Below are 26,807 nucleotides of genomic sequence, written 5' to 3'. Positions count from 1 at the left end.
CAAGAAAATCTCCACCGCGCCCCGCCGGACCCCCGGCCTTTCGGATAGAACCCACAGCATGAGCCCCCTGCTCGTCGCCGGACTGCTGCTCGCCGCCGCCCCGGCCCGGCCCCCGGCCGCCCAGGCCCGTCCCGCCACCGAATCGACCCGGCCCGCCCCGGAGCCGTCCGCCCCCGCCCCCCAGGCCGTGCCCGGCGACGACGCCGCCTTCCTGCGCGCCCTGCTGTGGGCCGCCCGTCCCGCGCCGGAGGAGATTCGCGCCATCGCCGTGGAGGACCTGGCCCTGCTGGGGGACCCTCGCGCCCTGGACTCGCTGGCCATCCACCTGTGGGACCCCAACCCCCGCACCCAGCAGGCCGTGCTGCGCGCGGTGGCGCTGTTCCAGCATCCCCGGGCCGAGGAGATCCTCGGCAACGTGGTGCGCCACCCCCGCATGCCGGACGCGCTGAAGATCCAGGCCCTCAACGGACTCATCTTCCAGCGCACCGCCTCCGCCCGGCGCACCCTGCAGGACGCCACCACGGACGCGCGCCTCACCTCCGCCGTGCAGAACGCGGCCCGCGCCGTGGCCGCCCAGTGGGAGGCCCCCTCCACCGCCGCGCCCTGACCCCCGCCCTGCGGGCAGGCGGGCTCCCGGGGCCGATTCCTGGAGAAGTCGCGGTCCTGCGCTAGACTCCCGGCGCATGAAGATCACTCCGCTCGACATCCGGCAGAAGCGGTTCGACACGGCGCTGCGCGGCTTCTCCCGCCGCGAGGTCGAGGCCTACCTCGAGCTGATCGCCGGCGAGTTCGAGGAGGTGGTGAAGGAGAACATCGCGCTCAAGGAGGAGCTCAAGCGCACGCAGCTCAAGCTCGAGCAGCATCAGGAGCGTGAGCGCACCCTCCAGGAGACGATGGTCACCGCGCAGCGCATCAGCGAGGACCTCCAGTCCGCCGCCAAGAAGGAGGCGGAGATCATCATCGCGGACGCCGAGCACCAGGCGGAGAAGATCGTCCACGGCGCGCACCAGCGGCTGGTGCAGGTGGTGGAGGACATCAACGAGCTGAAGCGTCAGCGCACCCAGTTCGAGTCGCAGGTGCGCTCGGTGCTGGACGCGCACCAGAAGCTGCTGGAGACCTTCAAGGCCCCCGCCTTCGCGGACCGCGACTACGCCCGCGTCGAGGACAACGTGGCCTACCTGTCCCAGAAGAAGGCCACCGTCAGCGAGTAGCGCCGTGGCCCCGCCCTGGCTGAAGTCCCTGCCGGACGGCGTGGAGCTGGCGCTGCTCATCCAGCCCCGCGCCTCGCGCACCCGCGTCGTCGGCGAGCATGACGGGCTGTTGAAAATCCAGCTCGCCGCTCCGCCCGTGGATGGAGAGGCCAACGCCGCCCTGCTCGAGTTCCTGGGCAAGCAGCTGGGTGTCCCCCGGAGGCAGGTGAGGCTCGTGGCCGGTGACGCATCGCGCCGCAAACGCGTGCACGTGGTCGGCATTGATGCGGCGCGGACCGAGGCTGTTATGTCTGGGGCCTAGCGAGGCCCCCGCATGCGCCACCTGCTCGTCCTGCTGCTGTTGCTTTGGGCCATGCCTCGGGCGTGGGCCCAGGGCCTGGTCGAAGGCTCCGTCTCCCATCCCCACGGCGCGGGCGACGCGCTCGTGGACAACGTGGTGCTCGTCCCCCATGCCCGGCCTCCCCAGGTCGTCGGCGAGGTGACGACGAAGCGCTTCCGCATCCTCCACACGGCCGCGGCCACCGGGGCGGCCCGGGAGCTGGCGGGGCAGATTGAAGCGGTGCGTGACGGCTTCGGCGGCATCCTCGGGCGGGACTGGCCGGGGGTGACGGAGGTGCGGCTGGGCGTGGGGCGCGACGAGTTCGACGCGCTGGCGCTCCCCGGCGGCAAGCCCCCGGGCTGGGCGGTGGCGCTCGCCTACCCCGCCCATCAAATCATCCTGCTGGACGCGCTGAGCCTGAACGCGCCGGACGGGCAACAGACGCTGCGGCACGAGCTGGCGCACGTGGCGCTGGGACAGCTCGCGCGCGACTGGCCGCGCTGGTTCCAGGAGGGCGTCGCGCAGAACGTCACCGGAGAGCGCTTCTCGCTCACGCACTACTCCGCCCTCTTCCGCGCGGTGACGCAGGAGCGCGTCTTCCACTTCGAGGACCTGTCCGACGACTGGCCGGACCTGCCCGCCGACGTGGAGATTGCGTATGCCCAGAGCGCCGCCTTCGTCGCGCACCTGGGCACCCGCTACGGCGCCCACGCCATGGGGCAGCTCGTGGACGGGGTGCGCGCGGGCGAGCCCTTCGAGACGGCCTTCGGCAAGGCCTTCCACACGTCACTGGACGTGGAGGAGGCCGGCTGGCGCGACGGGCTCGCGGCCCGCTACGGCTGGCTGCCGCTCACCACCAGCTCCGCGCTCCTGTGGCTGACGGCCTCCGTGCTGTGCGTGGCCGCGTACGCGCGCCGCCGCCGGCAGAAGAACCTGCGCCTGGCCGAGATGGCCGCCCAGGAGGCCGCGGACGAGGCCGCCCTGCGGCTGATGCTCGTCGCCCAGCAGCAGGCGGCCGAGGCCAATGCCACGCCCCTGCCCGCCCCCGAGGACGGCGCGCCCCCCGGCGAGGTGTACTGGACGGGCGCGCCACCCGCGCCGGAGCCCGAGCACGCCGACAGCGCCCCCCACGCGGAGTCGCCCTCGGGCGAGTTCGGGATGGGACCGGAGGGTGAGGCTCCGGACACGGACGGCGAGGACCCGCGCGCCCGCACGCTCAAGCCCACCCTGCATTGAAGCGCCCGGGGCATCTGGACCTTCGGACACCTCTACAAGCCGAACCCGGAAGTTTTTACCGTCCCAGGCACCTCCACGCCACACTCCACCCGGCCAAGTGGCTGGAATTGCTGGAGGGCGCGGGTCTCAGGCGCTGGCAACCGCCTTGCTATAGCTCCCGATGCGATGCGGAAGGCACCGGACATGAGCGAGCGGGGACGCAAGGCAGCGGGGTTGGCGAGGTTCTTCCGCCAGCAGCCGGACCGAATCGCTGCGCTGTGGCGGCGGATGCGGATGACGGCACACGACTCGGATGGCTCGCAGGCGCCGCTGAGCCAGCTGGACGGACTGGTGGAGCCCTTCGTCCGGGAGCTGGGGCTGATGCTGGAGGGGGACGACACGAGCCCCTGGAGCCGCACGAAGGCGGTGCTGCGGCTGTCGCCGGAGCGTGGCGCGCGCGCCCTGCACGAGGAGTTCTCGGCGCTGCGGCGCTGTCTGGTGGATGCCGCGGAGGTGCTGGGCGGCGGGGATGGGGAGAAGGAGCGCATCAACCGCGCCGTGGACGAGGCGGTGGACTCGGCGGTGGCGCTGCTCCAGCGGCTCAGGGATTCGAGGGTGGAGGGGCCCAGGGTACCCTTCGGGGGATTGGTGGTGGAGTACTTCGAGCGGCCGTCGCGCGTCAGGCACGTGCCGCCCGGCTCGAGGGATGGACGCACCGCGATGCATTGAGTGAGGGGTGGTCGGGTTTGCCGACCCGTTCGGCTTGACGCTCCAGACTGGGAGGGTCCGAGGCCGGCGGGAGGGAGCGTGCCAGGGGTGGGGACCCCGTGGCGCGCCTTATGGGGACGCGTGCTCCCGCTGGGGAGTGGTGAGCGCGCATCGCGAGCCGCTGGCAAGACGCGTGGATGGGGGTCCGCGCGACTCGCCGGTCGGACGGGTCGGCATTGTTGTCGTGGGGGCTGTTTCGTGGGGGCAGTGAGATAGCGCGTGGGACCGCGGGGGGAGCGTCTACGGGGGTGGGCGCTCCTCCCGCGTTGCTTTTCAGTGGGCGTCCGCCCAGCTCTTCCCCGCGCCGACGTCCACCTTCAGCGGCACCTTGAGCGAGGCGACGCCCGCCATGCCGCGCGCCACCAGCGCCTTCACCTGCTCCACCTCGGCGTCCGGCGCCTCCAGCAGGAGCTCGTCGTGCACCTGCAGGAGCAGCACGGTGGAGAGCTTCTGGGCGCGCAGCTCCTCGTCCACCACCAGCATGGCCTTCTTGATGAGGTCCGCGGCGGTGCCCTGGATGGGCATGTTGATGGCGGCCCGCTCGGCGGCCTGCGCCACGCCCCGGTTCTTGGAGTTCAGGTCCGCCATGTAGCGGCGCCGGCCGTACAGCGTCTCCACGTAGCCCGTCTTGCGGGCCGTGTTGACGGTCTCCTCCAGGTAGCGGCGGATGCCCGCGTAGCGGATGAAGTAGCGCTCGATGATGTCGCGCGCCGTCTCCTGGGGGATGCCCAGGCGCGTGGACAGGCCGTGCGGTGACAGGCCGTAGGCGATGCCGAAGTTCACCATCTTCGCCACGCGGCGCTGCTCGCGGTCCACCTGGTCCGGCGCCACGCCGAAGACCTCGGCGGCGGTGCGGCTGTGCACGTCCTCGTCGTTGCGGAACGCCTCCACCAGCACGGCGTCGTCGGCGATGTGCGCCAACAGCCGCAGCTCCACCTGGCTGTAGTCCGCGCTCACCAGTTGGTGGCCCGGGGCCGCCACGAAGGCGCGGCGGATCTCCCGCCCCAGCTCCGTGCGCACGGGGATGTTCTGGAGGTTGGGGTCGGTGGAGGACAGGCGGCCCGTGGCGGTGGCGGCCTGGTGGTACGTGGTGTGGATGCGGCCGTCCGCGGCCACCAGCGTGGGCAGCGTGTCCAGGTAGGTGCTCTTGAGCTTGGACAGGCTGCGGTACTCGATGATGGCGTTGGGCAGCGGGTGCTCCTCGGCCAGCTTCTCCAGCACCTCCTGGTCCGCGGACGGCCCCGTCTTGCCGCGCTTGATGATGGGCAGCTTCAGGTCGGTGAAGAGCACCTGCACCAGCTGCGGATTGGAGCCGATGTTGAACTCGCGTCCGGCGTGCTTGTAGACCTCCTTCACCTGCGACTCGACGGCCGCGTCCACCTTGACGGAGATGCGCGCGAGCTCCTGGGTGTCCAGGCTCACACCCCGCCGCTCCATGCGCGCGAGGATGGGCAGCAGCGGCAGCTCCAGCTTCTGGGCCAGCTCCGACAGCTTCGCCTCGTCCAGCTCCTTCCACAGCTCGGGGGCGAGCCTGCGCGCGGCCTCGGCGCGCACCGCGAAGCCCAGCGCCAGCTCCTCCGGTGAGTGGTCCGCCAGCGCGCGGTCCTTCTTGCCGCGCCGCCCTTCGGCCGCGGGGGGCAGCGCGGGCAGCTCGGTGACGAGCCGCTCGCGCGCCAGGTCCGCCAGCGCGTGCTCGCGCCGCGAGGGGTTGAGCAGGTAGCTCAAGAGTTCCACGTCGTCGTGCGCGCCCGTGAGGTCGATGCCCTCGTTGGCGAGCACCAGGGTGAGCGCCTTGAGGTCATGGCCGCCCTTCTTCACCGCGGCGTCCTCGAGCACGGCCTTGAAGGCGGCGGCGAAGGCGTCCGGGCGCACCTGGGTGGCGCCCAGGACATCGTGGCGCAGCGGCACGTAGCGGGTGCTCGCGTCCGGCAGGGCCACGCCCAGGCCCACCAGCCTCGCGGCGAAGGGCAGACCCTCGTAGGCCGGCACCAGGCTCACCGAGCCCGCCGCGCGCACGGCCTGGGCCAGCGCCTGGAGCTCCTCGTCCGTGGTGACGAGCGCGGTGGTGGTGGGCAAGGGCGCGGGCTTCTCCTTCACGGGCTCGGAGGCGCCCGGCGCTCCGCCCTGCCCCGCCTGCGGCAGCTCCTTGAGCAGCGCGTAGAACTCCAGCTCGGTGAACAGCTCCCGGGCGCGCGTGGCGTCCAGTTCCTTGCGGGTCAGCTCCGCCACACGGACCTCCAACGGCAGGTCCGTCTTGAAGCTGACCAGTTGCCGGGCGCGCAGCAGGCTCTCGCGGTGCGAGGCGAGGTTCTCGCGAATCTTCGGCTTCTTCACCTCGTCCAGCCGCGACAGCAGCGTGTCCACGTCACCGAACTGCTGGATGAGCTCCGTGGCCGTCTTCGGGCCGATGCCCGGCACCTTGGCCACGTTGTCCACCGCGTCGCCGATGAGCGCCAGGTAGTCGCGCATCTGCCTCGGTTCGATGCCCAGCCGCTCCTTCACGTCCTCGGGCCGGGTGTGCACGTCCTTCATCGGGTCGAACAGGCGCACGTCCTCGTCGACGATCTGGATGAAGTCCTTGTCCCCGGTGACGACCTGGACGCAGAAGCCCTCCGCCTTGGCCTTCTGCGCGAGCGTGCCGATGACGTCGTCCGCCTCCCAGCCCGGCATCTCCAGGATGGGCAGGTTGAGCGCCTCCACCACGCGGCGGATGAGCGCGAACTGGGGCACCAGGTCCTCGGGAGGCCCCTCGCGGTTCGCCTTGTACGTGGGGTCGATCTTCTGGCGCTCCACGCGGCTCTCCTTGTCGAAGGCGAGCGCGACGTGGGTGGGCTTCAAGTCCCTCAGGGACTTGAGCACCATGCGCGTGAAGCCGAGCACGGCGTTGGTGGGCACGCCCTTGCTCGTCGTGAGCGGCGGAATCGCGTGGTAGGCGCGGAAGATGAAGCCGGACGCGTCGATGAGGACCAGGGTGGGCGCGGAGCGCGAGGGGCTGGTGTCGGCCATGCCCCCGTGCCTAGCGCGCCCGTCCCTCCCTGTCCATGTCGCGCGCTAGTTGCACTTCCACTCCCGCTTCTTCGCCTCGACCATCTCCTCCACGCCGTCGCCCTTGACGGCCAGGTCCAGCACCGCCGCCAGGTCCGGACAGCCGCCGGCGCCACGGAAGGTGTTGAGCGCCAGCGTCGAGCAGAAGCCCGCCGCCTTGTTGAGGTCCGCGTTGCCCGCATAGAAGCTGAAGCCCAGCTTCCACACCCGGCACGCGCGGCGGTTGTCCTCGCGGTCCGCCCAGTGCCGGCCGCGCTGATAGGCCTTGTCCGCCATGTCCTGGAGGATGCTGCGCCGGTAGAACGACGGCTTGGACTCGGCCAGGTCGAGCATCAGCGACTTGTCCACCTCCAGCGCCTCGCGCAGCGGCTCCGACGCCTTCTCCGGGTCATCCGCGGCCAGGTAGCTCTGGCCACCCTTGAAGAGCTGATCCACCGTGGACATGGTCTTCATCATCTCGTCCGCGGCCCCGTGCAGCGCCGAGGACTCGTAGTTGGCGCGCAGCTTCTGCAGCGTGGCCAGCGCCTCGCTGCCGCGGCCGGACCAGTAGTCCATCATCGCCGCCTGCATCAGCTTGTTGGGGTAGCGCTGCTTCACCGCCTCCAGCACCACCATCTTCGGGTCCGTGGGCAGGTTCTCCTGGTTGAGCACCTCGGCCACCGGGCATGTCCACGGGACGGAGTTCGGATCCAGCTTCTGGCGCGAGATGAGGAACTTCACGAACAGGGGGTCCTTCGGCCGCCACTCGTTGCGGCGCAGGCGCCCGTCCAGCTTCAGCGTGTAGCCCAGGGGCGGCTGCAGGTCCTCGCGCGGCTGGTTCTGGCACCACACCGCCATGTACGTCTGGCAGCGCGGCACCGCGGCGCTCCACTGCGAGTTGTTCAGGTAGCGCTTGCAGTCATCCAGCGCGCGCTTCGTCACCTGCTCGGCCGCCTCGCTCGCCTTCGAGCGCGCGCGGCGGAAGTACTCGCTCTCACGCGGAATCTTGCGGAACGACGCCAGGGCCTCCTCGGGCTTGAGGCGCTGCACCAGCTTCTCGCCCGTGGAGAAGTTCTCGTACGCCTCCTTCTCCAGCTTGATGCGGCGGATGAGGGTGTTGGCGTCGGTGTTGATGGGGTCCAGGTCCAGCACCTGCGAGCAGATCTGCTCGGCCTTGGCCCAGTTGGGCGCGCCCAGCTCGCTGGACGCGAAGGAGCGACACTCGCTGAGCAGGTCGGAGATCTGCTGAGCGGGGTCCACCTGCACGCCCGGACCCATGGGACCATTCGTCTCCGCGGGCGTGGAGGGCAGCATCACCTTCACCACGCCGGCCACGAGCAGCACCGCCACCAGGCCGCCGCCGGCCACGAGCAGCTTCTTGCGCCGCGCGGCCTCCGGGTCTCCACCGCCGCCGCTGGCGTCCCGCCGCCGGGTGGGCGGAGCCGCGCCCGCCCCACGCCGCGAGGGCACCGCCGCCTCTTCCTCGGGCGCCTCGAAGGTCAGCTCGATGACGCCGAACTGGAGCTGGTCCCCGGGCTGGAGCTCCACCGGCTCCGGGCCCAGCGGGTCTCCGTTGAGCAGCGTGCCATTGGCGCTGCCCAGGTCCCTGACGAGGACGCCCCGGCCGGTGGCCTCGAGCTCCGCGTGCTTCCGGCTGACCGAGTCGTCCTCCAGGATGATGGCCGCCGGGGGAAGCCGTCCCACCAGCACCTTGCCCTTGAGCGGGTACGTCTTGCCGGCCCACGGCCCCACGGTGCCCCGCAGCAGCGGGCCGCTGGCGCCTCCCCCTGCCGCGGGCTTCGGACGCTTCGCCAGCGCCCCACCCGGAGGCGGAGCCCCGGCGGGCTTCGACTTCACGCTGGGCAGGGCCCGCGTCGCGCGCGCCCCACCGCCCTCGCCACCGACGGGCATGGGCGGCTCGGAGCCGGCGGACTTCGCGGCGCGCCGCGCACCGGACGCGCGGGAGGGCGCGGCCTTGAGCGTCAGCGTGTAGTCGCCGAGCACCACCTCGGTCTGGGGCGTGAGCGCGGTGGGCTCCGCGATGGCCTCGCCATTCACGAAGGTGCCGTTGGCGCTCCCCAGGTCCTCGATGAAGACGGTGCCCGCCTCCGTGAAGACGCGCGCGTGCGTGCGCGACACGCCGCCCTCGGTGAGCAGGATGTCACAGCCCTGCTGGCGGCCCAGCTTCAGCTCGCCGACGACTTCGTGCTCGTTCTCCGTACCGTCGGGCAGACGGACGACCAGTGTGGCCATGGCGCGTCAGTCCTCGCGGAAGATGCTCATGTTGACGGGGATGCCCTTGCGCTGAAGCTCGTCGTAGAACTTCGGCACGAAGCCCGACGCCACGAAGCGGCCACGCACCTTGTGGTCCTCCGTGAAGCCGTCCTGCTTGTAATAGAAGATGTCCTGGAGCGTGACGATGTCGACCTCCATGCCGGACACCTCCGTGACGTAGCAGATCTTCCGCGTTCCGTCGGAGAAGCGCGTCTGCTGGACGATCATGTGCACGGCGCTGGAGATCTGTTCGCGGATGGCCTTCACCGGCAGGTCCATGCCGGACATGAGCACCATCGTCTCCAGCCGGGCGATGGCGTCGCGCGGCGTGTTGGCGTGCAGCGTGGTGAGCGAGCCGTCGTGGCCCGTGTTCATCGCCTGGAGCATGTCCAGCGTCTCGCCCGAGCGGCACTCGCCCACGACGATGCGGTCCGGACGCATGCGCAGGCAGTTCTTCACCAGGTCGCGGATGGTGATGGCGCCCTTGCCTTCCAGGTTGGGCGGCCGGCTCTCCAGCTGCACCCAGTGGTCCTGGGGCAGCTGCAGCTCCGCGGCGTCCTCCACCGTGACGATGCGCTCGTCGTCGGGGATGAAGGCGCTGATGATGTTGAGCGTCGTCGTCTTGCCGGAGCCGGTGCCGCCGGAGATGACGATGTTGCGCCGGGCCTTGACGCACATCTCCAGGAACTCGGCCATCTGCGCCGTCAGCGTCTTGTACTTGATGAGGTCCTGGATCTTCAGCGAGTCCTTCTTGAACTTGCGGATGGTGATGCAGGGCCCCTTCAGCGCCAGCGGCGGGATGATGGCGTTGACGCGGCTGCCGTCCTTGAGGCGCGCGTCCACCAGCGGGCTGGACTCGTCGATGCGCCGGCCGATGGGCGCGACGATTCGCTCGATGACGCCGAGCACCGCCTGGTTCGAGGAGAACGTCTTCTCCGACAGCGTCAGCTTGCCCTTGCGCTCGATGTAGATCTGGTTGGCGTGGTTCACCATGATCTCGCTGATCTCATCCGACGCGAGGAACGCCTCCAGGGGCCCCAGGCCCAGCGCCTCGTTGATGACGTCGGTGAGCAGCTCCTCCCGGTCCACGTCCTCCGGGAGCTCACCATCGGCCTCCATCTGGTCGATGATGTCGCGGATGGCCTTCTCGGTGCGACGCCACAGCTCGTCGTCACCCAGCCGGTCCATGTCCATGCGACGCAGGTCGAGGTACTCGATGAGCCGGTCGTGGATCTCCTTCTGGAGCCGCGTGTAGCGCTCCACCCGGGGGTCCACCTTCTTCTTGTTCTTCGCCAGCGCGGACGCCATGGACGCGGGCATGCGGCCCGCGGCGGGCTGGGGGGGCGGCGGAGGCGGCGGCTCCTCCTCGTAGGGCTCCTCGTCCTCGTACTGCTCCTCCTCGGGGTAGCCCTCCTCCTCACCCTGGTCGTCGTAGGCCTCTTCCTCCTGGCCCGCGCGCGTCATCGCCGGACCCGCGTCCTCCAGCGGCTCCACGTTGATGATGTAGTCGCCGATGTAGATCTGGTCCGTCGGCTTGAGCACCTGCGGCGCGGCGATCTTCTTGCCGTTCACGAAGGTGCCGTTCGTGGACTTCATGTCCACGATGATGCACTTGCCATCCTTGGCGACGATGCGGGAGTGGTACTTCGAGACATTGCCCTTCGCGAGCATGATGTCATTGCCGGGCAGCCGACCGATGGTGATCTCCGGCTTGTGGTACTCACGCTGCTCGGTCCCGCCGCCCTTTTCCGCGAGGGTGATCAAAAACATGGGGCCGATGCTACCAAGCGCCCCTTCCACCTCAAAGCGTCGGTCGCAGCCGAATGCCCGCCCGCAAAGCCGACGGGCCGGCTCCCGCCCCCGGAAGGGAAGGAAACCGGCCCGTGACGGGGCCCCAGTTGGGCCCCGGTGCCCCTGGGCGCCGGCGGAGCGGCGCCCGCGGCGTCAGTCGAAGATGTTGAAGTTCACCTCGGACCGGGCCTGCTTGTAGCGGCTCTTCACGTCCTCGATGATGGTACGGACCTTGTCGGAGTCCGGGTTGACGATGCGCGGCGTGACGAAGATGACCAGCTCGCGCTTGGTCGAGTCGAAGCCGCGGCTCTTGAAGAGCTCGCCGACGATGGGGATGTGACCCAGGCCGGGAATCTTCGACACGGACTTCTGCTCGTCGTGGCTGAACACGCCGGACAGGACGATGGTCTCGCCGTGGCGCACGGTGACGTTCGTCTTCACCTTGCGGGTGCGGAAGCCCGGAATCGTGGACGAGCCACCGAAGGACACCGCGACGGACGTGTCGATTTCGGAGGCCTCGGCCTCGATCTCCGTCTGGATGTTGCCGTTGCGGTCCGCCGTGGGGCGCAGGTTCAGGATGACGCCGTACTTCTTGTACTCGACGGAGAACTGGTTGTTGGTGATGAGCGGAATCGGGACCTCGCCGCCCGCCAGGAACTCCGCCTTCTCACCGCTGGCGCACACCAGCTTGGGCTGGGCGAGCAGACGGCCGTAACCGTCGTTGCCCTGGAAGCCGATGGAGAAGTCCGCGCCCGCCGTCAGGCCCAGGTTGGAGCCGCCCTGGCCGAAGGTGCCCGGGAACAGCTCCTGCGTCACCGTGGCCGCGGCGGACGCCGTGCCCGTGATGTCCAGGGGGTAGCGGATGCCGTAGCGGTCGCGGCTGTTGCGGCGGATCTCGACGAACTGGACCTCCGAGAGGATCATCCGCTTGATGCCGACCACGAGCAGGTTCTCCACCTTCTCGCCGATGGCCTTGGTGATGAGCTCCGCCTTCTGGAGGTCCTGCTGGCTCTCCACCGAGCCCTCCAGGAAGATGGTCGCGCCGACCACGTTGGCCTGCACGTTCTTGAGGCCACCCTTCTGGAACGCGGCGTTGAGGTTCTGCGCCACCAGCTTCTTGGCGTTGGGGGCGATCTTCACGAACGACTTCACGTTCGGATACAGGCTCACCACCTGCTCGATGCGGTCCGCGTCCTGCGTGGTGTAGGCCTGACCGTCCAGGTAGATGCGGTCACCCACCATGCGGACGGAGACGCCTTCGATCTCACCCAAGAGGCGCTTGATCTCCGCGATGACGTCGTTGGGGTCCTGCTTGCGCACGTTGATGAGGTAGCTGGTGCGCTGACCGGTGGACTTCCAGATGAGGAGGGTCGTCTTGCCTTCGGCCTGGCCGGTGACGAGCAGCTGGCCGGAGCCGAGCGTCTTCACGTCGGCGATGGACGGATCGCCGAGGGCCACCTTGCTGAGGCCCGGGATGTTGAGAACCTTCTGGGCGCCCACCCCGAGGCTGAACGTGGTGCCTTCCTGGGCCAGGGCGGAGCCACCGGCAACCAGGGCAACGAGCGCGCCCAGGGCGGCGGCATGCGTGAAGCGTGTGAACATCGTGCGTGTCCCCTCTTCCAAAGTCTCTGCGCCTACAGTCTCTGCGCTAACCCAAGCTTTGTTGCTGCCACCACACCGCCCAGAAGGTCCCGAGCGCGATGGCCACCCCGTAGGGGATGTGTCGCTGCGTGGAGGGAGCTGTCTCCGCGCGTGCCAGGCGAAGACGGACCGCCCAGCGTCGCAGCGCCGCCGCCACCGTGTCCCAGGCCGCCCCCTGCCACAGGAGCGAGACCACCGCCTGGGCCGCGCCCACCAGGGAGATGAACGCGGCGGCCGCCATCGACGCTGGGAACCCCAGCACGGCGCCCACCCCGGCCATCAACTTCACGTCGCCCCACCCCATCCGCCCCCGGACCGCCGCGGGCACCAGCAGCAGTGCCAAGCCCACGCCCGACACCAGCCCGCTGACGAGCCCCTGGTCCAGCCCCCCCACCCCCTCGGTGGCGAGGCGCACTCCCAGCCCCACCGCCATCAGCGGGTAGGTGACCACGTCGAGGATCTCCCGGCGCATGACGTCCGTCACCACCGAGATCACCAGGGCCACTCCAAGGGCCGTCCACAGCGCGAGTTGTCCAGGCGTCATCCGTCGCCTGTCCCATTCGCGTCCAGGCGTCCGGTATCAAACCAGGGACGCCTGGAGCCCGTCAATTGGCGAACAGCGAGAGACCCCCTGGAACGAGGGCCATCTCATTGTCTCAGCGGACGACGAGCCGGATTTTCTCGCTGCAGATGAAGTACTCGTCCCCGTCTTCGATCTTGCGGCGCTTGATCCGCTGCTTGTTGAACCAGGTCCCGTTGGACGAGCCCAGGTCCTCGATGATCCAGTCATGCCCTTCCTGGGCGATGACGGCGTGCTCGCGCGAGACCTTGCCGGAGTTGATGACGAAGTCGCAGTGCTTGCCGCGGCCGATGACGTAGCGCTCCTTGATGATGCGCTCCTCGCCGCCGTCCTCGGTGACCAGGTACAGCGCGGCGCCCTCCTCCTCGGCGAGCTCGTCGGCGGGCTCCTCCTCGGGCTCGGCCTGCTCCTCGTCCTCGAGGGGCGGCTCGTCCTGGTCGGGCAGCGGCTCCTCCTCCTCGACCATCTCGTCGTTGGGAGGGGGCGGCTCGTTCTTGCCCTTGATGAGGCGCTCGAGCTCCGCGGCGGTCTCCAGCACGCGCTCGGCCACCTCGCGGCGGACGGGGTCGTTGTCCAGGCCGTTGGAAGAGGAGCGCTCCTCGGGAGGAGGCGGCGCGCCACGGCCTCCCGCCCGGACGGGCGCGGGTGGCTCGGCCTTGGGAGCCGGCGCGGGCGCCAGCACCGGAGGCGCGGAGGGACGGGCGGCGGGGGCCGCCGCGACGGGGGACGGACGCGAGGGCGCGGCCACGGCGGCGGGCGCGACGTGCGCCTCCCCCCGGGACTTCGCCTCGATGAACCCGTTGAGGCGCGCGAACATGAAGAGCGCCTGGTTGATCAGGGCGTCGCGGTCCGAGCCCATCTGCTGGGCCATGTCTTCGTACGTCTCCCACAGGTGGTCGGCGATACCGACCTTGCGGGCGGGGCGTGAGTTCTGATCGATCATCGGTCTTGACTCGGACGGTACAGGATGACCCGGACTCTAACAGACACCTCTGGCCACGCCCAATTACTCGAACGCGGACAGGCCGAACGCGTTGACGGCGTTGTCGATAATCACGCTCAGGTTCAGCTGTAGAATTCCATCCGCGGAGGGGTAGGCGATGTAGGCCAGGGAGGCCCCGCCACTCTGGGCGGCCACCACGGGCCCCGGCAGCGTGTAGAACGCCAGGCCCGCGCCCGAGGACGAGGACGTGTCCACGCCGGAGATGTGGTTGCGCACGCCGGAGCCCACCGACACCACGAACCGGTCACCCCGACTCAGCGCGCTGGTCGCGGTCGCACGAAGCGTGAGGGGCGGCGGCGTGGCCGGGAAGAGCGGCACCGTGATGTCGCCAGGCGCGCCACAGGCGATGGCGGAATCGGGCACCGTCGTCGTCTGGGTGAAGTCCGCCGGGTGGAAGTAATAGCTCGTCGGAATCTGGTAGCCCGGACCCGAGTCCTCCACGTCGCGGGACAGGAACTCGCCCAGGTCGTTCACCAGCACGAAGCGCTGGTCCCCGCCGACGCGCACCGTGAAGAGCGGCAGCTCCGCGCAGTCCTCGGGGATGGGCGTCGTCGTCTCGAGCACCACCTTGCCGGCCTCGCTCGCGGGCCGGATGCTCGTCACCTTGAGGTCCGTCGTGCAGCGGATGTCCTGGTTCGCCAGGACGATGGTGTCGTCGAGCCGCACCTGCCGGGAGACCTCGGTGGCCTGGGGGACCACGAAGCTCGTGGGCGTGGTCAGGTCACGCGGCAGGTCCACCATGCTCGGGAACGCGCCCTGGTAGATGAAGCGGAACACCCCGCCCACCACCGAGCCCTCGAGCAGCGTGCGCCGGGTGACGCTCGGCCCCGTCGGATTCGACGGATCACACAGGTGCTCCACCGCCTGGCTCACGTCGACGAGCGTGGAGGCGCCGCCCACCGTGATGACCTGCTCCTGCTCGTTGCGCGCCTCGACCACCACGTTGGCGCGGCGCAGGTCCAGGTCGAACTGACGCCGGTCGCTCGCGGAGAACGTGGTGATGCTGCCGTTGGACGACGGCATCAACCCCAGCAGGGGCACCGTCGCGGAGGCGTCCGTGGTGATGGTGCCCTCCGGGCCCACCAGCCGCAGCCGCAGGGTCGCCGTCGGGATGAGCGCCAGCCCCGTGGGCAGACCGTCCGGCGGGCGGATGGGCAGCATCTTCGCGCCGCTCAGGTCCGTGGCCGTCAGGCCCGTCAGCGTGTCCACGGCGAGCACACCCGTGCACTCCGTGGCGCCACCGCAGGACAGCTCGTCCTTGATGCCGAAGACGAACTGCCCCGCCTCCATCACCTGGGCCTCGTTCTGCGGCGTCTCCGAATTGTCGGGGATGGACACGCGCGGGTGCGTCACCAGGTAGCGCACCGGGAAGTTGTCGAAGCCGCCGGACAGGTCCCGCACCGCCGCGGAGGGCGTGGTGCAGTCGACGCTCGTCTCCGGGTGGGTGTCCTGCACCAGCAGCGTGCGGCCCGTCAGGCCGGTGGCCTGGCGCGTGGCCACGACGAGCTGGTCGTTCGGGAGCACCGCCATCGCCTGCACGGACTCCCCCGGCTGCAGACAGAACAGCGTCACCGCCGCGGGGACGACCTCCCCTGCCCCGAGCGCGTCGGGACCGGGCACCCACTGACGCTCGATGCGCGAGCCGCCGGTGTCGGCCTCGAAGGGCGCGTCCGGGTCCTGGATGCCGTAGTAGAGCACGCCGGGTCCTGGCGTCTGGCCCTCCGGCACGGGCGCGGGAGAGCGCGCCGCGAACGCGGTGATGAGGCTGCGGCCCTCCAGCCGGAGCACCTGCACCAGCCGGTCCGGGCCCGCGGCCACCACGGAGATCTGCGAGGCGCCGGCGCTGCGCGCGTAGACATACGGGCCCGCATGGTCGGAGCCGTCGGCCTTGTAGCCCACGTCCCGCGTGAGCGAGTCCGGCCGGTCCAGCACCGGGATGGCCAGCGTCTGCAGCGGGTTGGGCGCGGGGATGAACTGCTTGGGGTCCTTCGACAGGTCCAGGACCTGGAGCTCGTCGCGGTCCGAGGACGTGACGAAGACCAGGTCGCCGACCATGGTCAGGTCATAGGTGCCGGACAGGCCGGCGAAGCCCGTGGTGGCCTGGGTATCCGAGCAGCCGGCGCCCAGCCCGGCGCACGCGAGGAGGACGGTGAGGGTGCCGCGCTTCACGGGGAGGACTCCTGACACACGCTGGTGCCCTGACGCGTGTCGCGGAGCTGCTGCACGCCGAGCAGGGCGACCCGCCGCGCATCCTGCGGCCGGTCGAGGTTGGGGATGTCGATGACGGCGACGCGTCCGTCGCCGAAGGTGGTGGTGAACAGGCGCGCCGAGTTGCCCCGCACGTCCGCCGTCAACCCGTAGGGCTGGCTGGGCTGGGCCGGGTCCTGGTCTCCCACGAGCACCTGGGCCACCAGCTGGCCCACCTCCTCGTCGTAGATGGAGACCGCCTCGTCGCCGCTGCCCGTCACCGCCACCAGGTTGCCGCGACCGGCGGCCCGGGGGATGACCTCCAGCTCGCTGGCGCCCTCGGGCAGCGACTGCGCGGACACCACGCGCAGCGTCGGCAGGTCCGCGCGCGCGTTCTCGATGTCGATGATGAGCAGCGTGTCCGGACCTCGCGCCAGCAGGTAGACGCGCTCGCGGTCCAGGTCCACCTGCGTCGGGTCGTCGCGCCGGGGACGGGACACCACCGCCACGCCGCGCGCCTCGCGGATGGAGTAGATGCTCCGCACGTCGGACTCCAGCACGCGGTCCGTCGCGGTGCGGTCCACCAGGCGCAGCACGTACGCCGCCGACAGCGTGCCCAGCTGCTGCGTCGCGGAGCTGCGGCCGGACGCGTACAGGTACCGGCTGCCGATGGCCACCGAGTGCGCCGCGCCCGGCAACAGCCCGTTGACGCCCAGCGGGACGAAGCTCGACGTGGTCAGCGTCTCGCGCGTGGGCGCCGCGGCGGGCAGGTTCACCAGGTACCCCTGGAGGTCGGACTGCTGGACGTCCGTTGACTGCGGGCCGACGAGCTCCGTGTGCGTCACCCACACCCGGCCGTCCGGGTTGAAGCGGTCCACCGTGACGCCCAGCGGCGCCGGCGCGCCCGGGACGCCATCCTTGTTCGCGCCCGGGACGCCCACCAGCGAGAGCGCGTTGACGCGGCAGTCGCGGTTGGACGTGGACTGGGCGCACGTCAGGCCCAGCCCGTCATCCGCCACGTCGATGACCTGGAGGTAGCTGCCCTCGGCGCGCGTCGGGACGAACAGGCGGGGTGAGCGTCCAGGCGGGGTCCACAGCGTCATCTCGCCGGCGAAGCTGTCGATGCGCACGTAGCTGCGGTTGGCGTCGACCTTCAGGTCGGTCAAGAGCGCGGGGAAGCTTGCGAGCTCCTCCGCGTCGGCGAAGTCCTTGCCGAAGGGCCGCAGGCCCAGGGCGTCCAGGTCCAGCGCCGTCACCGCGCCGGATTCGTAGCACTTGTCGAAGTTGGCTCCCGCCACGTACAGGAAGCCGTTCGTGGACGAGGTGACCTCGGGGCGCCAGAAGGCGACACCGCTCGGATAGACGAGGCGAGAGGACGGCGGAGGCTTCTGCGTGGTGTCGACACAAGACGACAGCAGCAGCAGCGCGGAGGTGACGAGGTAGGGGCGCATCAGAGGGGGCGGGAGTGTAGGAAGGGGCCTCCCCCCGGGCAACCGGAAAGGGGCCGCGTCATTCCCGGGCGCACGGCAGCCGACGAACCGGCGCCCCCGGGGACGTGCTCCATCCCCCGGGGGGCAGGCGGCCTCGTGAGGGCCTCAGGCCGCGACTTCGGCCTGGATCTTCGAGAAGTCGGCCACCTGGTTGAACAGGGCGCCAATCTCCGTGAGCAGCCGGATGCGGTTCTCCCGCAGCTCCTTGTCCTCGGCCATCACCATCACCTTGTCGAAGAAGGTGTCCACCACGGGCTTCAACCCGGTGATTTCCTTGAGGGCGCCGGAGAAATCATCCCCCTGCAGCAGGCCCGTCACGGACGTGCGCGCCTGGGAGAAGGCCGCGTGGAGCTGCTTCTCGGCGTCGTCCACCAGCTTCTGGGCCTGCGTCTGCCCCCCCGCCACGTCGCGGCCCTGCTTCTCCACGATGTTGACCACGCGCTTGAAGGCCGCGGCCAGGGGCTGGAAGTCGGCCCGCCCGACGATGAGGCTCAGCGCCTCCAGGCGCTTCTGCGCGGCGACCAGGTCATCGAAGCCCGCCGCGAGCACCGCCTCCACCACGTCCGTGCGGTGCTGCTCGCCCCACAGCGCCTTGAGGCGGCCGCGGAAGAACTCCAGCACCTGCTCGCGCGGCGCGGGCTCGCCCGCCTTGCGCTTGACGTTGGCCAGCCGGGGCGCGAGCAGCCGCAGCGACTCGTCCACCGCCGCCGACAGGCTGAAGCGGTAGCCCCGCCCCAGCACCAGCCGGATGATGGCCAGACACGCGCGGCGCAGACCGAACGGGTCCGCCGCGCCGCTGGGCACCTTGCCGATGGCGAAGATGCCGCACAGCGAGTCGAGCCGGTCCGCGATGCCGATGAGCGCGCCCGCGTCCTGCGTGGGCAGCGCGTCCTCGGCGCCTCGCGGCAGGTAGTGCTCGAAGATGGCCAGGGCCACCGCGTCCGGCTCGCCGCTGGCGCGCGCGTACTCGCGGCCCATGACGCCCTGGAGCTCCGGGAACTCGCCCACCATGCCGGTGACGAGGTCCGCCTTGGCCAGCGTGGCCGCGCGCTCGATGGTGGCGCTCTCCCCTGCCCGCTTCGTCTGCCCGGCCAGCCACACCGCCAGCGAGCGGAAGCGCTCCACCTTCTCCAGATACGTGCCCAGCTGCCCCTGCCACACCACGCGGCCCAGCTTCTCCACGCGGTCGGCGAGCGGCGTCTTGCGGTCCTCGTCGAAGAAGAAGCGGCCGTCCGCCAGACGCGCGCGCAGCACGCGCTGGTAGCCGCGCAGGCTCAGCTGCTCGTCGCGCACCGGCGTGTTCGACACGGCGATGAACTTGGGCAACAGCTTCCCCGCCCCGTCCACCAGCGAGAAGTAGCGCTGGTGGCTCTTCATCTCCTGCACCAGCACCTCCGGTGGCAGGTCCAGGTGGCGCTCCTCGAACGTGCCCACCACGGGGCTGGGCAGCTCCACCAGGTTGGTCACCTGGTCCACCAGGCCCTCGTCCTCGAGCAGCGCGCCGCCGGCCGCCTTCGCCGCCGCCGTCACCTTCTCCACGAGCATGGCGCGGCGCCTGGCGATGTCCGCCACCACGTTCGCCTTCGCCAGCGCGGCCTCGTAGTCCGCGGGCGCCTTCAGCTCGATGGCGCCGGGCGACAGGAAGCGGTGGCCGTACGTCACGCGGCCGCTCTTCACGTCGCCGAAGACCACGGGCACCACGTCGCCGCCCAAGAGCGCCACCAGCCACTGCACGGGCCGGGCGAAGGAGGACTCCACGTCACCCCAGCGCATGGACTTGCGGAAGTTGATGGAGTGCACCGCCGCGTGCAGCGCGTCCGGGACGATGTCCGCCGCCGCGCGGCCCTTCTCCTCCACGCGCGCGGACACGTACTCGCCCTTGGCCGTCTGCGCGCGGCCCAGCTGGTCCACCGAGAGCTTCAGCCCCTCGGCGAACTTCTCCGCCGCCTTGGTGGGCTTGCCCTGCGCGTCGAACGCGGCCTTGGCGCTGGGCCCCAGCACCTCCTTCACCACGTCCTTGCCCGCGTCCGCCACGTCGCGCACCCAGACCGCCAGGCGCCGGGGCGTGCCGTAGACCTTCACCTCACCGTGCTCCAGGCGCGCGTCCGCCAGGCGCTCCGTCACCACCCGGCGCAGGTCCTCCAGCGCGGGGGCGATGAACGAGGCAGGAATCTCCTCCGCGCCCACTTCCAGGAGCAGATCACGCGCCACGGGTCACCTCCGCCTTCTCCTTCTTCTCCACCGGCTTGTTGAGCTGCACCGTCTTCCAGTAGTCGCTGGCCGCCTTGCCCTCGAGGATGGCGGGCTGCTCCCCCACCGTCCACGGCGTCTTGAGCAGCGGATAGCCCAGCCGCTCGCGCATCTGGAGATACCCCTCCGCGCACAGCCGCGCGTTGTCGCGCACGCGCTTGATGAAGGCCGCGCGCTCCGTGACGGAGATGGCGCCGCGCGCGTCCAGCAGGTTGAACGTGTGCGAGCACTTCAGCGCGAAGTCGTACGCGGGCAGCGGCAACTGCCGCTCGATGAGCCGCTTGCACTCCTTCTCGTACGCATCGAACAGCGAGAAGAGCATGGCCGCGTCCGACTCCTGCAGCGCGTACCGGCTCATCTCCACCTCGTTCGGGTGGAACACCTCGCGGTACTTCACGCCCTTGACCCACTCGATGTCGAAGACGTTCTCCACGTTCTGCAGGTACATGCAGATGCGCTCGAGCCCGTACGTGAGCTCCGCGGAGACGGGCTTGCAGTCGAAGCCGCCGCACTGCTGGAAGTAGGTGAACTGCGTCACCTCCATCCCGTCACACCACACCTCCCAGCCCAGGCCCCACGCGCCGAGCGTGGGCGACTCCCAGTCGTCCTCGACGAAGCGGATGTCGTGCTCGAGCGGGTCGATGCGGATCTTCCGCAGCGACTCCAGATACAGCTCCTGCACGTTCTTGGGCGCGGGCTTGAGGATGACCTGGAACTGATGGTGCTGGAACAGCCGGTTCGGGTTCTCACCGAAGCGGCCATCCGCGGGGCGACGCGAGGGCTGCACGTACGCCACGTTCCAGGGCTCCGGCCCCAGCGCGCGGAGGAACGTCGTCGGGGCCATGGTGCCGGCGCCGACCTCGAGGTCGTACGGCTGCGTGGAGAGGCAGCCCTGGTCGGCCCAGTGCTTTTGGAGCGTGAAGATGAGGTCCTGGAAATACATAGCGATGGGTGTCCTTCTCGCAGTGCGTCGAAGGAAAAGAGCCCGCGGACCCTATTGAGGGGGTCCGAGGGCGTCAAGGACGGCGCTCACTCCTTGTACAGAGGGAGGTCCGCCAGTCGAATCTGCAGCTTGGTCACCTCGCCGGGCTTCACCGGCGCGGACAGGCGCCGGCTCACCCCGTCGGGGCTCGTGGGGTCGACCAGCCGCAGCGTGTAGGTCCCCACCGGCAGCGGGAACTTCAACAGCGGCGTGGTGCCCAGCTGGGTGGCGCCGTCGAACACCGCCGCCCGGGGAACCGTGTAGAGGGTGATCCACCCCAGCCCGGCCTTCGCCGCGCCCTTGGGCGTGCTGGTGTCCATCACCTCCGCCAGCGCGTCCGGGTCCTTCGTCACCGTGGTGACGGGCTCATCCTCCGGCTTCTCCTTGCCGGCGTAAACCCGCGGCTTGCGGGTGACGGGCTTGGAGGCCTCGGCGGTCCGGGCCGGGTCCTCCTTCGGCGTCTCCTTCCCCTTGCGCGCCGTGGAGGTGGACGCGGGGCGCACGTCGGGCGCGGCCGGGGACGGCTCGGGCGGAGTCTCGACCTGGGCGGTGGGCTCCGGCGCGGAGGGCGCCTCCGCCTGGGCGCCCGGACGCGGGTCCGGCGCGGGCGTGGTGCCGGGGAAGCCCGGCGGCGGTCCCGGCTTCTGCTGGGGCGGCCACGCGGCGTTGAGCGTGGGGTCCGCGGGCGGCTGCGGATCCAGCTCCGCCTTCACCCAGGCCTTCGCGGACTCGAAGGCGGGGACGAACTGGGCGCGGACCATGGGCTGCGTCGAGGCCCAGCCCACGGCCCCCAGCAGCACGAGCAGGAACAGCCGCCCCATCCAGCGGGACTTCGGCTTCGCGGCCGGCGTCTGCACCGGCGTGTCCGAGCGCGACACGCCCCGGCCACGGCCCGAGGAGCCGGCGCCCGGGCGCGGAGGACGGGTGCGGAACTGCTGCGTCGACAGGTCGCTCGGCTCATCGAGCGAGTCCACGTCCTCCAGCGGCTCCTCGCGCGCGGCGGGACGCGGGCGCGGCGTGCGGGACGTGCCGCCCGCTTCCAGCAGCGCGCGCGGGGCACGCGGCGTCGTCGAGGCCGCCTCGGCCCCCGTACGCCGCTGCGGCACCGGCTTGGGTCCGCTGCCCGCGCGGGTGGGGACCTCCGGGTCCGTGGGCGTGGCCGGACGCCGCTGGGGCACCGGCTTGGGCGCGCTGCTCCCATCCGTGCGCCGCTGCGGCGTCGGCTTGGGCGCGCTGCTCCCATCCGAGCGCGCCACCGTGCGGGCCATCGTCGGGGTCGGCAGCTGCGCGGTGGCGCCCATCTCGCCGACGTCGTCCTGCTGCAGCTCGCCGGCCGCCTCGCTCACCCGGGCGTCCTCGGCGCGGCTGGCCAGCTCCAGGAGCGTGCGCGTCTTCTGACGCTTCTCCTCGAACAGCTCGCCCATCACCGCGGTGACGCCGTCCTCATCGAACAGCTCGGGGCCGAGCGCCGCCTCGATGGCGCGCGCCATCTCACGGCCGCTGGTGAAGCGCTGCGCCGCGTCCCGGGCCAGCGAGCGCATCACCACCGCGTCCAGCGCCTCCGGGATGTCCGGGTTGGCGGCGCGGGGCGACGTGACGTCCGCCTCCACGATCTGCAACATCACCGCGGCCTCGTGCGGACCGTTGAACAGCCGCTGGCCGGTGAGCATCTCGTGGAGCATCACGCCCACGGAGAACAGGTCGCTGCGGCCGTCCATCGCGTGGCCACGCACCTGCTCCGGGGACATGTACCCGCTGGTCCCCTTCACCGTGCCCACCTGCGTGCGCCCCAGCCGCCCTCTCGCCTTCGCGATGCCGAAGTCGATCACCTTGACGACGCCGTCGTAGGTGAGCATCACGTTCTTCGGCGACACGTCCCGGTGCACCACCGCCACCGAGCGCCCCGACGGGTCCGTGAAGTGGTGCGCGTAGTGCAGCCCCAGGCACGTGTCGCGGATCACCCGACCGATGAACCCCAGCGGCAGCCCGTACTGGCGCCGCGAGGCGGCCTTGATGACCTGCTCCAGGTTCTGCCCGGGCAGGAACTCCATCGCCAGGAACAGCTCGCCGCCGTCCTCGCCCAGGTCGAAGACCTGTCCGATGTTCGCGTGCGAGAACGCCGCGGTGATCCGCGCCTCATCCAGGAACATCTGGACGAATTGCTCGTCCTTCTTGATGTCCGGGAGGATCTGTTTGACGGCGACGAACTTGCGAAATCCGCCCGGCCCCGAGGTGAAGGCGAGGAACAGCTCCGCCATTCCTCCCATCGAGAGGCGGGTGAGGATCTCGTATTTTCCAATGCGCCGCCCCCGGTCGGGATCTTCGCTGGCGCCATCCTGCCTGGCCATGAAGCCGGACATGTTAGCCGCGCGCTGCGTCCACGTCGATGACAGTCGCGCGAAAAGGACCCACCTCCTGGGTGAGCCGAGCCACCCGCCGTGCCCTCTTCCCCACGCCCGGAAGGAGTCCTCTACAGTGCGCTGTTCTCATCACGCCGGGGCGAAAGCCGAGCCCCTCGCCGAAAGGACGCCCATGTCTCGCCACGCAGCGCAGCCTCGACTCCTCGTGGGAATGCTCGCCACCCTGGTGCTGATCGCCTGTGCTCCCGCGCACGCGGACGAACAGGCCGCGGCCCCCAAGGACACGAAAACCCAGTCCTCCCCGAAGAAGGACGGCGCGAAGCAGGAAACACCCGTGAAGGAGGACACGGAGCAGGCCGCGGAGGACGCGGCGCCGAGCAAGGGCGGCCAGTGCACCGGCAAGGCGACCTTCTGCGGCGTGTACTCGAGCGTCTTCTGCAACAGCCAGCCCGGCTGTTCCTACTCGTACTCCACCAACCGGTGCATGGGGCTGGCCATGGAGTGCACGAAGGCCACGAACGCGGCCTTCTGCGAGAAGATCAAGGGCTGCTCCTGGAAGTGAGCCGCCTTTTCAAGCGCTGAGGGCGCGCACCCGGGCCGCGAGGTTCTGCGTGAAGAGGCGGTAGATGCGCAGCGCCGCGGCCTCGTGGGTGTCCAGGTAGTGCTCGAAGGCCGTGCGGCTGATGCGCAGCGCGCGCACGGCCGTGCGCGCCCGCACGTGCGCGGACACCGGCGCGTCCTGCACCAGGGAGATCTCCCCGAGGTACTCCCCCGGCCCCAGCGAGTTGAGCAGCCGCGCGTCCGACTCCGGGCCGCTGAAGACGTCCACCGTCCCCTCCATCAGGACGAGCAGCGCCACGCCCGGCTCTCCCTTCTCCAGCACCACGGAGTCCTGCGCGAGCACCACCTGCCGGGCCTGCCGGTAGAGGTCCTTCATGTCCTCCAGCGACAGCTCGCTGAAGATGGGGATGGCCTTGAGGAAGCGATAGCCGTTGGCCACGGGCGTGGTGGAGGGCGTGTTGCGACGGCCGAGCACCGCCTCCGCCTCCGCGTTCATGCCCATGCGACGCAACAGGCGCGCGCGCTCGGTGACCATCGCCGGCTCGGCCCGCGCCACGTCGGAGCTGGTCAGCGCGTCCACCAGCACCGCGAGCGCGCGGTGCGTGAAGCCCTCGACGTCCAGCAGCCGGCACATGCGCAGCACGGCCTCGATGTAGCGCGGGTCCTCGGGAGTCACGCCGCCCAGGGTCTCCACCTCCGCGTGGGGCTGACCGAGCTCGCGGTAGAGGTCCGCCGCGTCGAAGGGACGCTTGAGGCGCACCAGGCACTGCGCCATGGACTCACGCGCGCCCAGGCCGCGGTACACCTCCAGCGCGCGCTCCAGGGCCCCCGCGCGCTCGAAGGCCGACGCGGCGCGCTCGGACTCACCCGCGCGCAGCCAGGCCTCCGCCGCCTCCAGGTACTGGCCGCTCTGGACGTAGAGATCGGCGGCCACGGCGTCGTCACCGCTGCCGTCCATCAGCCGCGCGGCGCCCAGGAAGTCCCGGGCGCGTCGCAGCACCTCCACCAACCCGCGTCGCTCCTTCACCGGCCCCTGCGCGGCCTGCTTGCGCAGCCGCTCGCGCTGGGAGGCCCCCAGCTCCTCGTAGAGCTGCGCTGCCTGCTCCGTGTCCTCCAGCTCCACCAAAGACCGCACGGCGCGCAACGCCCCTTCTGCATCCGTCCCCATGCGTGCTCCCCCCACGCGAAGCCCCACTGTGGCTCCTGGCATGTCTCATCCTCCGGCCCGGTTGGCCGCCAGAAAAGGCCCGGTTCGACGCGTTGTATCGCGACGCCACCGACTGACACGACGCCCCCATACCTCGTACAGGCCTTAAACGTGAGATAGAAAGCATCCAGCCGGACAACATCCCATGCCCCGCGCGCGGCCCATCACCGTCTCGACCTGGACGCCCGCCGGAGCCCCCGGGGTCCATGTCCTCCGAGTAGAGGATGACACCCGGCTGTGGACAGGCCACGCCACCGCCCACGGACTCACCGTGACGTACGCGGGCGCCTTCGAGCCCCTCTCCACCGAGGCCCAGGTCCGCGCCGCGTTCCAGGGAGACCGCCGCGTGCGATTCCTCACGCCCGGCGAGCAGACCGCCCTCTGACGACGCTCAGCGGCGGGGCCGAGTGCTCGGGCGACGTCGAGGCTTCGGTGTGCCTCGACGCGCCTGGCTCCGAGTTCCCCGACGCGCTGGCGCCTTGCCGCTCCCGGGTCCGTCGACACTCGACAGCACCAGATGCTTCAGCAGCGCGTACACCGGCCCCGGGTCGAACTTCGGATCCAACAGCGCCTGGAGCGCCAGTCCGTCGAAGCACGACTTGATGATGACGGCGTAGTGGTGGTCCAGGGGCTCGGGGCGCGAGGCCTCCCCCCCCCGATACCGCGCCACCGTGCGGGCCACCTCCAGGTCACCCTCCGCCTGGAGCTCGGAGACCGCCGAGGTGAGCTCCGCGTTGCGCAGCCCCAACGCGAACAGCTCGTAGCGCAGCCGGAACTGCTCGGGTGACGCGCGCAGGTGGCGCTCGCCCCACGCGAAGCTGGTGTCCGCCAGGTCCTCCAGCGGCGTCTCGTCCCGCAGCTTCTTGAGCTCCGCCACGTACTGCGCGCTGTGCGCGCGCGTGACGGCGAGCAGCAACGCGTCCTTGCTGCCGAAGTAGTAGTGAACCAGACCCTGGTTCACCCCGGCCACGCGCGCCACCTCCTTCACCGTCGTCGCGTCGTAGCCCCGCTCCGCCAGCACGCGCGAGCTGGCGGCGATGAGCCGCTCCCGGGCATCCGGCTCTCCCGTGAGCGCCGGCTCCGGCGGAGGGGACGAAGGCTTCTTCGGGCTGCGTGGACGGGCCATCTGTCTCCCATAGGACGCCACACACCTACCCGCAAGCACCCCGAGGCCGGCCGCCCGGTCGCCTTGACATCACCCGGGCGCAGTCTTAGTTAGTCGTGTAACTAAATTAGTCGAACGACTAAAAACACGGGAGCACGAGATGAAGGTCCAGTCCAAGGGAGTCCTGACGGGAGTGCTGGCGGCGGCGGTGTTGATGGGCGCACCGGCGTGGGCGGACGACGCGGGCGAGCTGATTCCCTCGCGGGAGCGGGAGCGCCGGGGCTCGGTGCTGCTGGAGCTGCAGCCGCCCGCGCTGGACGCGTCGATGTACGGAGTGCGACTGGACATCTCGCCCCGGTTCGAGGGGCCGTTCTCCTTCGGACTGATGGCGCGCGCGGGCCAGTGGGGCAACGCGGTGGGCGTGCGCACGCGCTTCGAGGGGGCGGAGCTGGGCGAGGTGAAGCTCAACTACGCGGTGGGCGCGGACGCGCGCTACACGGTGACGACGTTCGCGAACGGCACGCTGCGGCCCTTCGTCGGGCTGACGGCGGGCTTCGAGGAGTTCGTGGCGCGCACGGGCAAGGGCCCTTCGCAGGGCGCGAGCACGGCGGCGTTCGTGGAGCCCGCGGTGGGACTCATGTGGCGGCCGGGCGCGGGGCGGCTGGGCCTGACGGCGCGCGGAGGCCCGGGCTTCACCTTCACGGACGTGCGCACGCTGCGCATCTCGAATGGTGAGCTGAAGCTGCGGCAGGTCTACCCGACAGCGTCCCTCGGCCTGCTCGTCGTCCTCTGAGCATCCGGCGGCCCACCGTGTCGGGCGCGCGACAGGCAAGGCCCAC

General features: G+C 70.6%; 21 protein-coding genes. 8 read left to right on the top strand and 13 right to left on the bottom strand.

Annotation, left to right across the window (positions count from 1 at the left end):
- The first annotated feature begins 58 nt into the window (after positions 1 to 58).
- From K8640_RS38140 to K8640_RS38120, 5 genes are all read left to right on the top strand, one after another.
- Entirely contained in the window at positions 59 to 607 is a 549-nt protein-coding gene (locus K8640_RS38140) for a HEAT repeat domain-containing protein (protein ID WP_223751591.1), read from the top strand.
- 76 nt (positions 608 to 683) lie between these two features.
- Positions 684 to 1,211, top strand: coding sequence for a DivIVA domain-containing protein (locus K8640_RS38135; RefSeq protein WP_046713350.1), 528 nt, complete (start codon positions 684 to 686; stop codon positions 1,209 to 1,211).
- A gap of 4 nt (positions 1,212 to 1,215) precedes the next feature.
- Positions 1,216 to 1,512: a DUF167 domain-containing protein gene (locus K8640_RS38130; RefSeq protein ID WP_223751590.1), complete on the top strand. Its 297-nt coding sequence runs from the start codon at positions 1,216 to 1,218 to the stop codon at positions 1,510 to 1,512.
- Between the two features lie 12 nt (positions 1,513 to 1,524).
- Positions 1,525 to 2,766 carry a peptidase MA family metallohydrolase gene (locus K8640_RS38125; protein WP_223751589.1) on the top strand — a complete coding sequence of 414 codons (1,242 nt, stop codon included), beginning with the start codon at positions 1,525 to 1,527 and terminating at the stop codon, positions 2,764 to 2,766.
- Positions 2,767 to 2,931: 165 nt separating this feature from the next.
- Entirely contained in the window at positions 2,932 to 3,474 is a 543-nt protein-coding gene (locus tag K8640_RS38120) for a hypothetical protein (protein WP_223751588.1), read from the top strand.
- A 312-nt stretch (positions 3,475 to 3,786) separates the two neighbouring features.
- On the opposite strand, the gene polA is transcribed toward K8640_RS38120, so the two are convergent.
- The 11 genes from polA to K8640_RS38065 all read right to left on the bottom strand — a co-directional run bounded on the left by polA (position 3,787) and on the right by K8640_RS38065 (position 23,083).
- Positions 3,787 to 6,519 (bottom strand): DNA polymerase I, encoded by a 2,733-nt coding sequence (gene polA / locus K8640_RS38115; RefSeq protein ID WP_223751587.1) that lies wholly within the window; start codon positions 6,517 to 6,519, stop codon positions 3,787 to 3,789.
- Positions 6,520 to 6,564: 45 nt separating this feature from the next.
- Positions 6,565 to 8,790 (bottom strand): FHA domain-containing protein, encoded by a 2,226-nt coding sequence (locus K8640_RS38110; RefSeq protein WP_223751586.1) that lies wholly within the window; start codon positions 8,788 to 8,790, stop codon positions 6,565 to 6,567.
- Between the two features lie 6 nt (positions 8,791 to 8,796).
- Positions 8,797 to 10,581 (bottom strand): ATPase, T2SS/T4P/T4SS family, encoded by a 1,785-nt coding sequence (locus tag K8640_RS38105; RefSeq protein WP_223751585.1) that lies wholly within the window; start codon positions 10,579 to 10,581, stop codon positions 8,797 to 8,799.
- 174 nt (positions 10,582 to 10,755) lie between these two features.
- A complete protein-coding gene (locus tag K8640_RS38100; protein ID WP_141332561.1) occupies positions 10,756 to 12,204 on the bottom strand; it encodes a type II and III secretion system protein family protein in 1,449 nt (482 codons plus the stop codon).
- Between the two features lie 46 nt (positions 12,205 to 12,250).
- Entirely contained in the window at positions 12,251 to 12,787 is a 537-nt protein-coding gene (locus K8640_RS38095) for a prepilin peptidase (RefSeq protein WP_223751584.1), read from the bottom strand.
- Between the two features lie 112 nt (positions 12,788 to 12,899).
- Positions 12,900 to 13,766 (bottom strand): FHA domain-containing protein, encoded by an 867-nt coding sequence (locus K8640_RS38090; protein ID WP_223751583.1) that lies wholly within the window; start codon positions 13,764 to 13,766, stop codon positions 12,900 to 12,902.
- A gap of 63 nt (positions 13,767 to 13,829) precedes the next feature.
- Positions 13,830 to 15,995, bottom strand: a complete 2,166-nt coding sequence (locus K8640_RS38085) for a hypothetical protein (protein WP_223751582.1) — start codon at positions 15,993 to 15,995, stop codon at positions 13,830 to 13,832.
- Positions 15,992 to 17,464 carry a YncE family protein gene (locus tag K8640_RS38080; protein ID WP_223751581.1) on the bottom strand — a complete coding sequence of 491 codons (1,473 nt, stop codon included), beginning with the start codon at positions 17,462 to 17,464 and terminating at the stop codon, positions 15,992 to 15,994. Before K8640_RS38080 ends, K8640_RS38085 begins: the two co-directional genes overlap by 4 nt.
- Before the next feature lie 144 nt (positions 17,465 to 17,608).
- Entirely contained in the window at positions 17,609 to 19,714 is a 2,106-nt protein-coding gene (gene glyS, locus K8640_RS38075) for a glycine--tRNA ligase subunit beta (RefSeq protein WP_223751580.1), read from the bottom strand.
- A complete protein-coding gene (glyQ, locus tag K8640_RS38070; protein ID WP_046713338.1) occupies positions 19,704 to 20,696 on the bottom strand; it encodes a glycine--tRNA ligase subunit alpha in 993 nt (330 codons plus the stop codon). Before glyQ ends, glyS begins: the two co-directional genes overlap by 11 nt.
- A gap of 86 nt (positions 20,697 to 20,782) precedes the next feature.
- On the bottom strand, positions 20,783 to 23,083 hold the full coding sequence (locus K8640_RS38065) for a serine/threonine-protein kinase (RefSeq protein ID WP_223751596.1): 2,301 nt from the start codon (positions 23,081 to 23,083) through the stop codon (positions 20,783 to 20,785).
- A gap of 184 nt (positions 23,084 to 23,267) precedes the next feature.
- Between K8640_RS38065 and K8640_RS38060 the strand changes: the two genes are divergently transcribed.
- Positions 23,268 to 23,657 carry a hypothetical protein gene (locus tag K8640_RS38060; RefSeq protein WP_223751579.1) on the top strand — a complete coding sequence of 130 codons (390 nt, stop codon included), beginning with the start codon at positions 23,268 to 23,270 and terminating at the stop codon, positions 23,655 to 23,657.
- 9 nt (positions 23,658 to 23,666) lie between these two features.
- Here K8640_RS38060 and K8640_RS38055 read toward each other — a convergent pair whose 3' ends face one another.
- Positions 23,667 to 24,866, bottom strand: coding sequence for a cyclic nucleotide-binding domain-containing protein (locus tag K8640_RS38055; protein WP_370640437.1), 1,200 nt, complete (start codon positions 24,864 to 24,866; stop codon positions 23,667 to 23,669).
- A 142-nt stretch (positions 24,867 to 25,008) separates the two neighbouring features.
- Between K8640_RS38055 and K8640_RS38050 the strand changes: the two genes are divergently transcribed.
- Entirely contained in the window at positions 25,009 to 25,248 is a 240-nt protein-coding gene (locus K8640_RS38050) for a hypothetical protein (RefSeq protein WP_223751577.1), read from the top strand.
- Between the two features lie 6 nt (positions 25,249 to 25,254).
- On the opposite strand, the gene K8640_RS38045 is transcribed toward K8640_RS38050, so the two are convergent.
- Positions 25,255 to 25,989 (bottom strand): TetR/AcrR family transcriptional regulator, encoded by a 735-nt coding sequence (locus tag K8640_RS38045; RefSeq protein WP_223751576.1) that lies wholly within the window; start codon positions 25,987 to 25,989, stop codon positions 25,255 to 25,257.
- A gap of 139 nt (positions 25,990 to 26,128) precedes the next feature.
- On the opposite strand from K8640_RS38045, the gene K8640_RS38040 reads away from it, so the two are divergent.
- Positions 26,129 to 26,761, top strand: coding sequence for a hypothetical protein (locus tag K8640_RS38040; protein WP_223751575.1), 633 nt, complete (start codon positions 26,129 to 26,131; stop codon positions 26,759 to 26,761).
- The last annotated feature ends 46 nt before the right edge of the window (positions 26,762 to 26,807 follow it).

The organism is Myxococcus sp. XM-1-1-1 (assembly GCF_020037095.1).
GTDB lineage: Bacteria > Myxococcota > Myxococcia > Myxococcales > Myxococcaceae > Myxococcus > Myxococcus fulvus.
The sequence above is the reverse complement of the archived record's forward strand: the minus strand, read 5'-3'. Positions and strand labels throughout refer to the sequence as shown.